Origin of the sequence: Thioalkalivibrio sp. ALR17-21 (assembly GCF_000420185.1) — a bacterium.
GTDB classification, from domain to species: domain Bacteria; phylum Pseudomonadota; class Gammaproteobacteria; order Ectothiorhodospirales; family Ectothiorhodospiraceae; genus Thioalkalivibrio; species Thioalkalivibrio halophilus.
Map to the genome: position 1 here is coordinate 35,700 of NZ_ATUL01000005.1, position 13,739 is coordinate 49,438.

At 68.4% G+C, this 13,739-nt stretch carries 11 protein-coding genes and 1 tRNA gene; 11 read left to right on the forward strand and 1 reads right to left on the reverse strand.

What is annotated here, in order from left to right:
- Nucleotides 1–25: 25 nt before the first annotated feature.
- The 6 genes from hflX (at nt 26) to G020_RS0103785 (ending at nt 7,880) form a co-directional block, all read left to right on the forward strand.
- Entirely contained in the window at nt 26–1,399 is a 1,374-nt protein-coding gene (hflX, locus tag G020_RS0103760; protein WP_024328710.1) for a ribosome rescue GTPase HflX, read from the forward strand.
- Nucleotides 1,400–1,560: 161 nt separating this feature from the next.
- Entirely contained in the window at nt 1,561–2,994 is a 1,434-nt protein-coding gene (locus tag G020_RS0103765; protein ID WP_024328711.1) for an MBL fold metallo-hydrolase, read from the forward strand.
- Between the two features lie 175 nt (nt 2,995–3,169).
- On the forward strand, nt 3,170–4,366 hold the full coding sequence (gene hflK / locus G020_RS0103770) for an FtsH protease activity modulator HflK (RefSeq protein ID WP_024328712.1): 1,197 nt from the start codon (nt 3,170–3,172) through the stop codon (nt 4,364–4,366).
- The gene (hflC, locus tag G020_RS0103775) at nt 4,366–5,265 is read left to right on the forward strand and encodes a protease modulator HflC (protein ID WP_024328713.1); all 900 of its coding nucleotides are present in this window, start codon (nt 4,366–4,368) and stop codon (nt 5,263–5,265) included. Before hflK ends, hflC begins: the two co-directional genes overlap by 1 nt.
- A gap of 129 nt (nt 5,266–5,394) precedes the next feature.
- The gene (locus tag G020_RS0103780; RefSeq protein ID WP_024328714.1) at nt 5,395–6,585 is read left to right on the forward strand and encodes an ATP phosphoribosyltransferase regulatory subunit; all 1,191 of its coding nucleotides are present in this window, start codon (nt 5,395–5,397) and stop codon (nt 6,583–6,585) included.
- Complete coding sequence (locus G020_RS0103785; RefSeq protein WP_024328715.1) at nt 6,585–7,880, forward strand: adenylosuccinate synthase; 1,296 nt, start codon at nt 6,585–6,587, stop codon at nt 7,878–7,880. Before G020_RS0103780 ends, G020_RS0103785 begins: the two co-directional genes overlap by 1 nt.
- 167 nt (nt 7,881–8,047) lie before the next feature.
- On the opposite strand, the gene G020_RS0103790 is transcribed toward G020_RS0103785, so the two are convergent.
- Nucleotides 8,048–8,134: transfer RNA gene (locus G020_RS0103790), tRNA-Leu, on the reverse strand.
- Nucleotides 8,135–8,345: 211 nt separating this feature from the next.
- On the opposite strand from G020_RS0103790, the gene rnr reads away from it, so the two are divergent.
- From rnr to G020_RS0103815, 5 genes are all read left to right on the forward strand, one after another.
- Complete coding sequence (rnr, locus tag G020_RS0103795) at nt 8,346–11,102, forward strand: ribonuclease R (protein ID WP_024328716.1); 2,757 nt, start codon at nt 8,346–8,348, stop codon at nt 11,100–11,102.
- 82 nt (nt 11,103–11,184) lie between these two features.
- Nucleotides 11,185–11,967, forward strand: coding sequence for a 23S rRNA (guanosine(2251)-2'-O)-methyltransferase RlmB (gene rlmB / locus G020_RS0103800; RefSeq protein ID WP_024328717.1), 783 nt, complete (start codon nt 11,185–11,187; stop codon nt 11,965–11,967).
- 84 nt (nt 11,968–12,051) lie between these two features.
- Nucleotides 12,052–12,450, forward strand: coding sequence for a 30S ribosomal protein S6 (gene rpsF, locus G020_RS0103805; protein ID WP_018870343.1), 399 nt, complete (start codon nt 12,052–12,054; stop codon nt 12,448–12,450).
- Between the two features lie 38 nt (nt 12,451–12,488).
- Nucleotides 12,489–12,713, forward strand: a complete 225-nt coding sequence (gene rpsR, locus G020_RS0103810) for a 30S ribosomal protein S18 (protein WP_018870342.1) — start codon at nt 12,489–12,491, stop codon at nt 12,711–12,713.
- Nucleotides 12,714–12,765: 52 nt separating this feature from the next.
- Nucleotides 12,766–13,704, forward strand: a complete 939-nt coding sequence (locus G020_RS0103815) for a hypothetical protein (RefSeq protein ID WP_024328718.1) — start codon at nt 12,766–12,768, stop codon at nt 13,702–13,704.
- Nucleotides 13,705–13,739 lie beyond the last annotated feature (35 nt).

Genomic DNA, 13,739 nt, shown 5'->3' on the forward strand with positions numbered 1-13,739 from the left:
GGCCCGGATCGGGGGTGGTCGCGCGTTGTTTGAGCGTCCGCAGACCGGTGGCGACCGGGCGGTGCTGGTGGCCATGGCCATCGGCGGTGCGACCGATCTCGAGGTCCAGCTGCAGGAATTCGAGGAGCTGGTACGTTCGGCCGGGGCCGAGGTGGTGGCCGTGGAATCCGGTTCGCGCCATCGTCCCGACTCGCGTCTGTTCGTGGGGTCCGGCAAGGCGGACGCCATTCGCGATCAGGTGGCGGCGCACGGGGCCGACCTCGTCATCTTCAACCACGAGCTGTCGCCCAGCCAGGAGCGCAACCTGGAACAGCACCTGCAGTGCCGGGTGCTGGACCGCGCCGGGCTGATCCTCGATATTTTTGCCCAGCGCGCGCGTTCTCACGAGGGCAAGCTGCAGGTGGAGCTGGCGCAGCTGCGCCACATGTCCACCCGGCTGGTGCGCGGCTGGACCCACCTTGAGCGGCAGAAGGGCGGGATCGGCCTGCGCGGTCCCGGGGAGACCCAGCTGGAGACCGACCGCCGGCTGCTGGCGGCGCGCATCAAGCATATCGAGCGGCGACTGGAAAAGGTCGAACGCACGCGCGAGCAGGGGCGCCAGGCGCGCCTGCGCAACGAGGTGCCGACCGTCTCGCTGGTGGGCTACACCAATGCCGGCAAGTCGACCCTGTTCAACCGCCTCACCGATTCCGACGTTTACCAGGCCGACCAGCTGTTCGCGACCCTGGATCCGACCCTGCGCCGGCTGGATCTGGCGCCGCACCAGTCGGTGATCCTCGCGGACACCGTCGGGTTCGTGCGCGACCTGCCGCACGAACTGGTGGCCGCCTTCAAGGCGACCCTGACCGAGACCCGCGAGGCGGCGCTGCTGCTGCACGTGATCGACGCCGCCGATCCGGAGCGCGAGCGCCACATCGCCCAGGTGGAGGACGTGCTCGCGGAGATCGGCGCCGAGGACGTGCCCTGCTGGCGGATCTACAACAAGATCGACACCCTGCCGGAGCGCGACGATGAGGCGGCGGAGCGCTTTGCCGGTGGCGAGGGCGAGGAGGCCTTCTGGCTGTCGGCGCAAACCGGCGAAGGGGTGGAGCGGCTGTACCAGCGCCTGGCCGAGTCCTTCACCGAATCCATGCGCCGTGGCTGGGTCGAGGTGCCGCCGTCCGCCGGGCGGCTGCGCGGGCGGCTGTACGACGAGAACGCCGTGGAGGCCGAGCAGACCGGTGATGAGGGTGCGATCCGCCTGCGGGTGCAGCTGCCGGAGCGGCGCTTCCAGGACCTGTTCCGCGAGGCCGGGCTGGATCCGGAAACGGCCTTCGTGGGGCCGGGCGAGGAACCCGGGGACGCCGAGGACGTGCAAGCCGCCGGTGCGCGCGCCTCGGCACCGGGCTCCGGTGCCTGATCGCGCGCCCTGACGGGTTCCCGGGCAGCCACGCGGCACCGGGAGTCTCATTTACGTGTTCTATCAGATCCTCCTTCCGGGAACTTTTGCCCTAATAACTGACCAAATTAGTCAAGAAATGGGCAACGCCTGCAGTGGCTGCAGGGAAAGGAGGTAGAACGATGATCTTTGAACGTTTCGTGGATTCCGGACTGTCACAGCATTCCTTCGTGGTCGGCTGCCAGGGCAGCGGCGAGATCGCCGTGATCGACCCGCAGCGCGACGTGGATGTCTACCTGGACTATGCGCGGGACCATGGCTATCGCATCGCGTACGTGATGGATACCCACATCCACGCCGACTTTGCTTCGGGCGCCCGCGAGCTGGCGGACAAGACCGGGGCGCGGCTGATGCTCTCGGGCTACGACGCCGGCGAGCATTTCCGGGTGCAGTTCCCGCACGAGGATCTGCACGAAGGCGACCGCGTCGACATCGGCAACGTGCGCATCGAGGTCCGTCACACTCCCGGGCATACGCCGGAACATCTGATGTTCGTGGTGTTCGACGGGGCGCGGTCGCGTGATGAACCGATCGCACTGATCACCGGCGACTTCCTGTTCGTCGGCTCGCTGGGCCGTCCCGACCTGCTGGGCGAGGAGGCCAAGCGCGCGCTGGCGCGGCAGATGTTCGCCAGTGTGCGCGACAAGCTGGCCGACCTGCCCGACGGCGTGGAGGTCCACCCGGGTCACGGGGCCGGTTCCGCCTGTGGCGCGGGCATGGCCGGGCGTCCCGTCTCCACCCTTGGTTACGAGCGAGCGACCAACCCCTATCTGGACCCGTCGTTGAGCGAGGACGCCTTCGTGGAGAAGCTGCTGCACGGGCTGCCGGAGATCCCGGATTTCTATCCGCGCAACAAGGGCATCAACTCCGAGGGTCCGAAGGACGTCATCCCGCTGCCGGGCATGCAGGCCATCGAGCCCGACGAGGTGGCGCGGCGTGTGGAAGCCGGCGAGGTCACGGTGATCGACCTGCGCGATCCGCTGGCGTTCGGGGGCGGCCACGTGCCGGGGGCGCTGGGCATCGGCATCCGCGGCCCGTTCGCCAACTGGGCGGGCTGGGTCACGCCGGATGACCAGCCGGTGATCCTGGTCGACGGCAGCGGTGATCCCGCAGTGATCGAGCAGGCCGTGCGCAGCATGGTCCGCACCGGCCGCGACTACATCGACGGCTACGTGCGCGGCGGCATGGCCGCCTGGGCGGGCGCCGGTCTGCCGCTGGATACCCTGGCCCAGGTCGATGCCCGCGGAGCCGCGGACCGCGTGGCACGCGGCGAGGCCCGGCTGGTGGACGTGCGTACCCCGGCCGAATACGCTGCGGGGCACGTCGACGCGGCGGTCCATCGCCCGGTGGCGGAGACCCGCGAGGGTATCCCCGGGGTCGACCTGGAAGAGCCGGTGGCCGTGGTCTGCGGCAGCGGTTACCGTTCCACGGTCGCGGCTTCCATCCTGCAGCGCCTGGGCTATCGCCGCGTGATGAACGTGGTCGGCGGCATGGGCGCCTGGGAAGCGGCCGGCGTCAGACAAGCCTCTTCTTCCGGGCGGCGCGACGCGGCCTGATCCGACCGCCCCGGCGAATCGCGGACCCCGCGGGGTCCGCGATCGTCCGCGGCTCGACCTTCCCTCAACCCGACTCTCGCAGGGGTGCGCTTGCCCGCCCCGGGGTGCCCCCCTAGAATGTCTGCTCCCTGTGCCTGATCGGCACACCCCGAGCGATCGACGGAGTCCCTGATTCATGCCCTGGAACGAACCGGGAAACAACAACCGCGACCCCTGGAGCGGGGGTGGCGGTAACCGCGGCGGTGGCGGCGGTGGTGGGGGTGGCCAGCAGCCGCCCGATCTCGAGGAGATGCTGCGCAAACTGTCGCGGCAGCTCAGCGGCATCTTTGGTGGCGGCAACCAGGGCGGAAGCGGCCTGGGCGGCGGCGGCATGGGGCGCGGTTCCCAGGCCCTGATCAGCCTCGGCCTGATCATCGCCCTGGTGGTCTGGATTGCCTCCGGCTTTCATATCATCTCCGAAGGCGAGCGCGGCGTCGTGCTGCGCTTCGGTGCGTTCCAGGAGGTCAAGAGCCCGGGGCCGGGCTGGCACCTGCCGTATCCCATCGAGCGGATCGAGATCGAGAATGTCGACAACGTGCGGACCATCGAGAGCCGCGCGCTGATGCTCACCGGCGACGAGAACATCATCGATGTCGATATCGCGGTGCAGTACCGCATCCTCGATCTGGTCGATTTCCTGTTCAATGTCCGCAACCCGGATGCCACCGTGCATCAGGTCATGGAGTCGGCCATCCGTGAACGGGTCGGCAAGGGCAATCTCGAATTCATCCTCGGCGAGGGCCGCGGCGAGATCGCCCAGTCCACCCGCACGGTGATGCAGGAAAACCTCGATGCCTACGGCGCCGGGATCGTGGTCACCGCGGTCTCCATGCAGCAGGCGCAGCCGCCGGAAGCAGTGCAGGAGGCCTTTGCCGATGCCATCCGTGCACGCGAGGACGAGGTCCGCTTCCGCAACGAGGCCGAGGCTTATGCCAACGGCGTGATCCCGCGGGCGCGTGGTCAGGCGGCCCGCATCATCGAGGAAGCCGAGGGTTATCGCGATCAGGTGGTGGCCCGCGCCGAGGGTGATGCCTCGCGCTTCGACCAGCTGCTGACCGAATACCGGCAGGCCCCCGAAGTCACGCGTGACCGTCTCTACCTCGAGGCGGTGGAAGCCGTGCTCCAGGATTCGCGCAAGCTGATGCTGGACGTGGGCGCCAGCGGCAATCTGATGATGCTGCCGCTGGGCGAGATGTTCTCCGGCCAGCCGGGCACCCGCAATTCGGGTGGCGCGCCGACGCCGCGTCCACTTGACACTGACCGGCGTGCGATTGAGAGGGACACCGGGATGACCCGTGATACCGAGAGCCTGCGCTCGCGGGAGGTTCGCTGATGCTGCGTATTGCCGGAATTGCCGTGGTGGTCATCGGGATCGTCGTGGCCCTGTCGACCTACACCGTTGACGAGCGCGAGCGCGTGATCAAGTTCGCCCTGGGGGAACTGCGCGAGGTGGACCAGGAGCCGGGGCTGCATTTCAAGTTCCCGCTGATCCAGAACGTCGAGAAGTTCGATGCCCGGATCATGACCCTGAACATCCCGCCGGACCGGTTCCTGACCAGCGAGGCGAAGAACATCATCGTGGATTTCTACGCCAAGTGGCGGATCAACGATGTCGGTCAGTTCTACCGCGCCACCCGCGGTGACGAGCGACTGGCCGAGGAGCGCCTGTCGCAGATCCTGCGGGACGGCATGCGTAACGAATTCGCCCGCTACGAGCTGCAGGACGTGGTCGCCGGCGAGCGCCTGACCATCATGGGCGCGGTGCGCCAGGCCGCCCTGGAGACGGCGCTGGAGCTGGGGGTCGATCTGGTGGATGTGCGCATCCGTCGCATGGATCTGCCGGACGAGGTCTCCGAGTCGGTGTTCGACCGCATGCGGGCCGAGCGCGAGCGTGTGGCGCAGGACTTCCGTGCCCGGGGGCAGGAGGAGGCCGAGCGGATTCGTTCGCGTGCCGACCGCGATCGCACGGTGATCCTGGCGAACGCGTACCGTGACTCCGAGGTGATCCGCGGGGAGGGTGATGCCCGGGCTACCGAGATCCTGGGTACCTCCTTCGGCGAAGATGAAGAGTTCTTCCGCTTCTATCGCAGCCTGATCGCCTACCGCAACAGCCTGCAGGGCGAGAACAGCACGTTCGTGCTGGAACCGAACTCGGAGTTCTTCCAGTTCTTCAACGCTCCGGGCGGCGAGCGTCCGTCCCGGGCTCCGCAGCTGCCGCAGCCCGCCGAGTGATCGTGCGGCCGGCCCCGTTTCGGGGCCGGTGGGGGCAGGTTCTGCCAACCACAAGCCGGGCCCGCACCGCGGGCCCTTCTTCTGGCCAGCCCGCCTGCGGACGGGTCAGGCCGTGCAGGCAAGGATGACATGACGGAAATCAATCGCTGGCTGCTGCCGGACGGACTCGAAGAGGCGCTGCCGGATTCGGCACGGCGCCTGGAGGGCCTGCGGCGGCGTGTGCTCGACCATTTCGATGTCTGGGGCTACGATCATGTGATGCCGCCGCTGGCGGAATACCTGGAGTCGTTGCTGACCGGTGCCGGCCACGAGCTGGATCTGCAGACGTTCAAGCTGACCGATCAGCTGACTGGCCGGCTGATGGGAGTGCGAGCGGACCTGACGCCTCAGGTCGCCCGCATCGACGCGCACCGTCAGCATGTGGCGGGTGCCAACCGGCTGTGCTATGTCGGTACGACTTTGCGTGCCCGTGCCGATGAGTGGTCGGGGTCCCGCAGTCCGCTGCAGGCGGGCGCGGAGCTTTTCGGACACGACGGTCTGGATTCCGACGTCGAGGTCATCCGTCTGATGCTGGCTACGCTGGAGGTCTGCGGTGTGCGCCGGCCCAGCATGGATCTGGGGCACGTCGGGATCTTTCGCAGTCTTGCCCGGGCCGCGGGTCTGGAGCCGGAGCAGGAGCGCGCCTTCTTCGATCAGCTGCAGCGCAAGAGCATCCCCGAAATCGAACAGACCCTGGCGCAATGGCGTGCGGCGGGGCTCGACCCCGATCTGGCCGATGCCCTGCGTGCCCTGCCGGACCTGAATGGCGGGCCCGAAGTCCTGGGGAGCGCGCGCGCCGCGCTGGGCAGGGCACCCGCCGAGGTGCACGCGGCCCTGGACCACCTGGAGGCGATCGTGGGGGCCCTGCAGTCGCTGGGGACCGAGGTGGATCTGCACGTGGATGTCGCGGAGCTGCGCGGGTATGCCTATCACACCGGTCTGGTGTTTGCGGCGTTCATCCCGGGGTCGGGACAGGCGGTCGCCCGCGGCGGGCGCTATAACGAGATCGGCCGCGTGTTCGGGCGGGCGCGTTCGGCCACCGGGTTCAGTACCGACCTGCGCGAGCTGGCCCGGCACGGCGACGCCCGTGGCGATCCGGAGCGCCCACGCCAATGCGTGCTCGCCCCCGCCGGAACCGATCCGGAGCTGGAGGCGGCGGTGTGCGAGCTGCGCGGGCGCGGCGTGCGCGTGGTTCGCGAGCTGCGGGGCGAGACGCCGGTGACGGATGCGGACGCACGCCTGGAGTACCGCAATGAACAATGGACGGTGGTGGAACACTGATGGGACGTTTCGTAGTCGTACTGGGCAGTCAGTGGGGTGACGAAGGCAAGGGCAAGATCGTCGACCGACTGACCGAGGATGCCGCGGCGGTGGTGCGCTTCCAGGGCGGGCACAACGCCGGACACACGCTGGTGATCGATGGCGAGAAGACAGTGCTGCACCTGATCCCCTCGGGCATCCTGCGCGAAGGGGTGGAGTGCATGATCGGCAACGGCGTGGTGCTGTCGCCGGAGGCCCTGCTCAAGGAGATGGACGAGCTCGAGGCCCGCGGCGTGCCGGTGACCGATCGCCTGCGGCTGTCGGATTCCTGTCAGCTGATCCTGCCGTACCACGTGGCGCTGGATCACGCGCGCGAGAAAGCGCGCGGCAAGGCGGCCATCGGTACCACCGGGCGCGGCATCGGTCCGGCCTACGAGGACAAGGTCGCACGTCGCGGGCTGCGCCTGGACGACCTGTTCCATCGCGAGCGTCTGGCGGCCAAGCTTGGCGAGGTGATGGATTATCACAATTTTGCCCTGAAACATTACTTCGGGGCGGCGACGGTGGACCATCAGCAGGTGCTGGAGCAGTGCCTCGAGCATGCCGAGCGCCTCAAGCCGATGGTGACGGATGTCGCCGGTCGTCTGCACGAGCTGCGTGCCGCGGATCGTGACGTGATGTTCGAAGGGGCGCAGGGCACGCTGCTGGACATCGACCACGGGACCTATCCGTTCGTGACCTCCTCCAGCACGACCGCCGGCGGGGCGTCCACCGGCTCCGGGGTGGGGCCGCGCAATCTGGATTACGTGCTGGGGATCACCAAGGCATACACCACGCGGGTCGGGGCCGGCCCCTTTCCCACCGAGCTGTTCGACAATATGGGCGAACACCTCGCGCGCCGGGGCAACGAATTCGGTTCCACCACCGGGCGTGCACGCCGCTGCGGGTGGTTCGATGCGGTGGCACTGCGTCGCGCGGTCGCCGTGAACAGCATTAGTGGCCTGTGCATGACCAAACTGGACGTGCTGGACGGGCTGGAGACGGTGCAGATCTGCACCGGTTACGAGGTCGACGGCCGGCGAGTGGCGGTGCCACCGGCGGGTGCCGAGGCCTACGGGTCCTGTACGCCGGTCTACGAAGAGATGCCGGGCTGGCAGGAATCCACCGTCGGGGTGCGCGAGTACGCGAAGCTTCCCGCCAATGCGCGTGCGTATCTGGAGCGCCTGTCCGAGGTGGTGGGTGTGCCCGTCGATATGATCTCCACCGGTCCGGATCGCGACGAGACGCTGGTGATGCGGGATCCCTTCCGGGGCTGACGGGCATCCCTTCCGGTCCGGATGCGGGCCGGAAGGGGGCTCATGGATCCGTCGGCCGACGGACGACCGCGCGCGCGAAAATTCCCCGCAGGCCGTTGCCATGCGAGCGATTGCGGACGTGGGGGCTGCGGATTGCTTCGGGAAGGAAGCGGGAAGCGAATAAAGAATGGTGCCGAGGAGAGGACTTGAACCTCCACGGGGTTACCCCCACTAGCACCTGAAGCTAGCGCGTCTACCATTTCCGCCACCTCGGCACTTGAGGTCGGCCCTGTAAGGGGGCCTGCGCTTCAGGAACGCGTAAGGTAATCCGCGCTGGCGGATCTGTCAAACCCTGCGGCATCCGCAGGTGAAAGAAATGCGCCCGCGCCGCATCGGGGCCATAATGGGCACCGGGCCGGCTCCGGCCTGTCACTGCCGCAGGCACCTCGGGTGCGCGGCACAACACCAGAAGAAAGAGTTCACTGAATGCCAGGAAAACGCAGCAAGCCGCAGATCGACCCCAACCTCGAACGCGAGGCGCAGAAGTACGACAACCCCATCCCCAGCCGCGAGTACATCCTCGACCTGCTGCAGCTCGAGGGGAATCCGCTGTCCTTTGAGGAAATCGCCGGGCGTCTCGGTATCGAGGACGAGGAACGTCTGGAGGCCCTGCGCCGGCGGCTCAAGGCAATGGAGCGTGACGGCCAGGCTCTGTGCAACCGTCGGGGTGCCTACCTCCCGGTCAATCAGGAAGACCTGATCCGCGGGCGCGTGATCGGCCATCCCGACGGCTTTGGTTTCCTGGTGCCGGACGAGCAGGATGACGACCTGTTCCTGTCGCCGAAGCAGATGCGCGGGGTGTTCCACGGGGACCGCGCGGTGGCGCGCGTCATGGGCGTGGACCGGCGCGGGCGTCGTGAGGGCGGCATCGTCGAGGTGCTGGAGCGTAACACCACCCAGGTGGTCGGGCGTCTGCGCATCGAGGACGGCGTGGGCCTGCTGACCCCCGACAACAAGCGCATCACCCACGAGATCCTGGTACCGCCGGACGGTCTGGGCGAGGCGCAGGACGACCAGATCGTGGTCGTGCGCATCCGCGAGATGGCGTCGCGCAAGTCGCGTCTGCGCGGTGATGTGGTGGAGGTCCTGGGCGAGCACATGGCACCGGGGATGGAGATCGACATCGCGATCCGTGCCCAGGGGCTGCCGTTCGAATGGCCGGAGGAGGTCACCGAAGCGGCGGACAAGCTGGGCGATTCGGTGCCGGAAAAGGCGAAGAAGGGTCGGCTGGATCTGCGCGACAAGCCGTTCGTGACCATCGACGGCAGCGATGCGCGGGACTTTGACGATGCCCTGTATTGCGAGCCCGAAGGCAAGGGCTGGCGGCTGTGGGTCGCGATCGCCGATGTGTCGCACTACGTCGAGCCGGACTCGGCGCTGGACCGCGAGGCGGTCAATCGCGCGACCTCGGCGTATTTCCCCGAGCAGGTGATCCCGATGCTGCCCGAGGCGCTGTCCAACGGGCTGTGCTCGCTGAATCCGGACGTCGACCGCCTGAGCATGGTCTGCGAGATGGAGATCGGTGCCCGCGGGGCGCTGAAGAGCTACCGTTTCCACGAGGGCGTGATTCGCTCGCATGCCCGGCTGATCTATGACGATGTGGCCGCGATGCTGGCCGGGGATGAGCCGCTGCGCGAGAAATACGCGGCGGTGCTGCCGCATGTCGAGGAGCTGCACCGGGTGTTCAAGGCGCTGCACGCGGCGCGCAACCGCCGTGGTGCGATCGATTTCGATTCCACCGAGACGCAGATCGTGTTCGGCGAGGACCGCAAGATCGAACGCATCGTCCCGGTGGAGCGTACCGATGCCCATCGCCTGGTCGAGGAATGCATGATCATGGCGAACGTGGCCGCCGCGCGCTTCCTCAAGAAGCACAAGGTCCCGGCGCTTTACCGCAACCACGATCAGCCGCCCGCAGAGAAGGTCGAGGAGCTGCGCGAATTCCTCAATGGCGCAGGTCTGTCCCTGGGCGGGGGCGACGAGCCCAGCCCGCGGGACTATACGGAGGTGCTGAAAGCGGCGAAGCAGCGCACGGACCAGAAGTTGATCCAGACCGTGCTTTTGCGTTCGCTGTCGCAGGCGGTGTATTCGCCGGAGCTCGGCGGCCACTTTGGTCTGGCGCTGGATGACTACGCGCACTTCACCTCGCCGATCCGGCGTTATCCGGACCTGCTGGTCCATCGGGGCATCCGGCACGTACTGCGCAATGGCAGCAACAAGGGCTTCCCCTATACCCACCAGCGCATGGAGGGCCTCGGCGAGCACTGCTCGATGGCCGAGCGCCGTGCCGAGGACGCCACGCGCGATGTGGAGGCCTGGCTGAAGGCCGAGTACATGCAGGACAAGGTCGGGGACGTGTTTACCGGCATCGTCTCGGGCGTGACCGGCTTCGGCCTGTTCGTGGAGATTCAGGGGGTGTACATCGAAGGCCTGGTGCATGTCTCCAGCCTCGATAACGATTTCTACCACTTCGATCCCAAGCGCCATACCCTCACGGGCGAGCGCGCCGGTCGCGTGTTCCGCATCGGTGACGAGCTCCAGGTCCAGCTGGTGCGGGTGAGTCTGGATGACCGCAAGATCGACCTGGCGCTGGCCGGCGAGTCGAAGCCGGCGGAGAAGGCTGCACCCGCCGCGCGCCCGGCCGGTCGCAAGGGCCCGGGCGGAGGTCCCGGTGCCGGCGGGAAGAAGCGTGGCAGCGCCCGCGACAACGCCCGTCGCAAGCGTCGCGCCAGAGGAGGCGATGCGGAGGCGGGCGGGGGGCCGGATGCGGGCCCGGATGCGGGCCCGGCGTCCGACGATTCGGCACCCGCCGACAGCGAAGGCGAACACGCAGCCGCGGAATCGGCCCCTGAATCGGCCCCTGAATTGGCGCCGGAGCCCGCCGGTGACGACGCACCGAAGAAGAAGGGCCGGCGGCGCGGCCGTCGGCGCAGCAAGCCTTCCGCGGAGGAGGGTGACGCCGCCGCGCAGGGTGCCGGCGGGGGTGCCTCCGACGAGGACTCCGCAGATGCCCCGGAGCCGGGCAACGAGCGGCTTCCGGAGGCCGAGGCCGTTCCGGACAAGGATGGCAACACCATCCCTGACGAGGATGCCACCGGCCAGGGCGGCTCCGGAGACGGTGAAACCGGGGGCAAGCCGGGGCGGCGCCGGAGCCGTCGCCGTCGCCCGGCCTCCTCCTCCTGAGTGATGCACGGATGCCTGGCGTTTCCGGCGCCGTTCCGGGCGCCATGTCCGTACCACGACCGAAAATGCGGGGACGGGCGGGATGAGCCGTAGCGGCGGAAAGGGGCGCTCCCGGGGCGAGGCCTTCGGCGGGATCCATGCGGTGGCGTCGCTGCTCGAGCGTGCTCCGGAGCGGATCAAGAGCCTGCAGCTCGCGCGCGGCGAGGTGGATGCGTCCCTGCAGCGCATCCTGGAGCGCGCCGGTGCCCTGGGGGTGGCGGTGGAGCGGGTGGCCCGCGAGCGCCTGGACCAGCAGCACCCCGGATTTCAGCACCAGGGCGTGATCGTGCACTGTGCGCCGCGCCCGGTGGTGGACGAACGCGAGCTGCGCGAACGCGTGGAGGCGGGCCTGGATCTGGTGCTGGTGCTGGATGGCGTCACCGATCCGCACAACCTCGGCGCCTGCCTGCGCACGGCGGACGCCGCAGGCGCCGGGGCCCTGGTCGTCCCGCGCCACCACAGTGCTCCATTGACCCCGGCGGCGATCAAGGTCGCCTCCGGCGCGGCGGAGACCGTGCCGGTGGTGAGCGTGGGCAATCTCGCCCGCACCCTCGCCGCGCTGAAGGAAGCCGGCATGTGGGCCACAGGGCTGGACGGCGAGGCGCAGCAGGCGTTGTACGACGTCGATCTGCGCATGCCTGCCGCGATCGTCATGGGCGCCGAGGGCGAGGGGCTGCGGCGCCTGACCCGCGAGGCCTGTGATCATCTGGCGCACATTCCCATGGTCGGCACCGTGGAGAGCCTGAACGTTTCGGTCGCCACCGGCGTGTCCCTGTTCGAAGTCCGGCGCCAGCGCCGTGTTGTGACCGCGGGCAACATCGGTTAACGTATTGCGCCTTTCCGCCCGTCGTTAGGGCGGTTCCTTGCCTCACCGGCGCACCGGGAGGCTGTTACCCGCAAGGAGTTGGATATGCGTCACTATGAAGTCGTGTTTCTGGTCCATCCCGACCAGAGCGAGCAGGTCCCGGCGATGATCGAGCGCTACAAGGGTCTGGTGGAAGGCCACAGCGGCACGGTCCACCGTCTGGAGGACTGGGGCCGCCGGCAGCTCGCCTACCCCATCCAGAAGCTGGTCAAGGCCCACTACGTGCTGATGAACATCGAGGCCGACGAGGCCGCGATGGAAGAGCTCGACAGCGCCTTCCGCTTCAACGATGCGGTGCTGCGTCACCTGTCCATCCGCATGGATCGTGCGATCACCGAAGCGTCCCCGCTGGCCAAGGGCCGCGAGGAAGAAGAAGGCAAGGGCAGCCGCCGCCGCGAGGACGCCTCCGCGGACGAGTCGGCCGAAGCCCCCGCCGACGAGTGATCCCGAACCCCACCCCCGTTTACTGAAGGAGATCGGACATGGCCCGTTTCCCGCGTCGTCGCAAGTTCTGCCGGTTCACCGCCGAAGGTATCGAGTACATCGATTACAAGGACCTGAACCTGCTGAAGAATTACATCACCGAGACCGGCAAGATCGTGCCCAGCCGCGTCACCGGCACCAGCGCCAAGTACCAGCGTCAGCTGTCCACGGCGGTCAAGCGTGCGCGTTTTCTCGCGCTGCTTCCGTACAGCGATACGCATTGATCGGCGCCTGAACGCTGCCTGATCGCCGCCCGGGGGGCGGAGTGCAACGGTCATGCAGATCCTCGCCGAATTCGCGATGAAGAGCCGGGGCCGCGCCGTGGGTGCGGTCGCCGGCTTTGGTATTGCCGGGCTGTTCCTGCCGCCGGTGTCCATCGTCAGCAGTGCCCTGGTGGCCCTGGTCGGGCTGCGGCTGGGGCTGACTCAGGCCCTGATCGTCCTCGCGATCGCCTCCGGCCTGCTGGGCGCCGCCCTGTGGGGTGCGAGCCCCGGAACACCGGGACCGGCGGTGCTGCTGGCCGGTGTCATCCAGTGGTTGCCGGTGGCCCTGCTGGCGGAACTGTTGCGGCGCACGGTGTCCTGGCGCATCACCCTCAAGGCCGGGGCGCTGGTCGCCGGCGCCGGGGTGCTGCTGATGCACGCCCTGGTGCCGGATGCCGAGGCCTTCTGGGTGCGGGCCGGCATGGAGTTGCTGGCGCCGCTGGTGGAGTCCGGCGAGGCGGCGGCGCGCGAAGAGCTCGAGGCGGTGCTTGCCGACCTCGCGCCCTACCTGGCCGGGCTGCTGGCGGGCATCGTGCTGCTGAGCGTGACCCTGGCGATGCTGATCGCCCGCTACTGGCAGTCGGCGCTGTACAACCCGGGGGCCTTCGGCGCGGAATTCCGCGCCCTGCAGCTGGGGCCGGGCGTCAGCGCCGCAGCGGTCGTGCTGCTCGCGGTGGGGCAGCTGGTGCCGTCGCCGCTGGCGATGGAGCTGGCGTTCATCCTGGGGGTGCTCTTCTTCCTCCAGGGGATCGCCCTGATGCATGCGCTGACGCATGGCCAGGGCATGAGCGTGTTCTGGCTGGTGGGCATGTACGTTTTGATGGCCCTGGCGTTGCCGCAGATGTTCCTGCTGCTGGCCACCATCGGGGTCATCGACGCGTGGGCGGATATCCGCCGGCGCATGGGGATCGGTCGCGAGCGCGATGCCGGCGACGATCCCCCGGAATCCTGAGCGTGTGACGCGCGCGGTTCGGCCGGCGCGGCACA

Coding starts and splice junctions, on each gene's coding strand:
- G020_RS0103815 (WP_024328718.1), top strand. CDS start 12,766: ATGCAGATCCTCGCCGAATTCGCGATGAAGAGCCGGGGCCGCGCCGTG.
- G020_RS0103780 (WP_024328714.1), top strand. CDS start 5,395: ATGACGGAAATCAATCGCTGGCTGCTGCCGGACGGACTCGAAGAGGCG.
- G020_RS0103785 (WP_024328715.1), top strand. CDS start 6,585: ATGGGACGTTTCGTAGTCGTACTGGGCAGTCAGTGGGGTGACGAAGGC.
- G020_RS0103765 (WP_024328711.1), top strand. CDS start 1,561: ATGATCTTTGAACGTTTCGTGGATTCCGGACTGTCACAGCATTCCTTC.
- hflK (WP_024328712.1), top strand. CDS start 3,170: ATGCCCTGGAACGAACCGGGAAACAACAACCGCGACCCCTGGAGCGGG.
- hflC (WP_024328713.1), top strand. CDS start 4,366: ATGCTGCGTATTGCCGGAATTGCCGTGGTGGTCATCGGGATCGTCGTG.
- rlmB (WP_024328717.1), top strand. CDS start 11,185: ATGAGCCGTAGCGGCGGAAAGGGGCGCTCCCGGGGCGAGGCCTTCGGC.
- rnr (WP_024328716.1), top strand. CDS start 8,346: ATGCCAGGAAAACGCAGCAAGCCGCAGATCGACCCCAACCTCGAACGC.
- rpsF (WP_018870343.1), top strand. CDS start 12,052: ATGCGTCACTATGAAGTCGTGTTTCTGGTCCATCCCGACCAGAGCGAG.
- rpsR (WP_018870342.1), top strand. CDS start 12,489: ATGGCCCGTTTCCCGCGTCGTCGCAAGTTCTGCCGGTTCACCGCCGAA.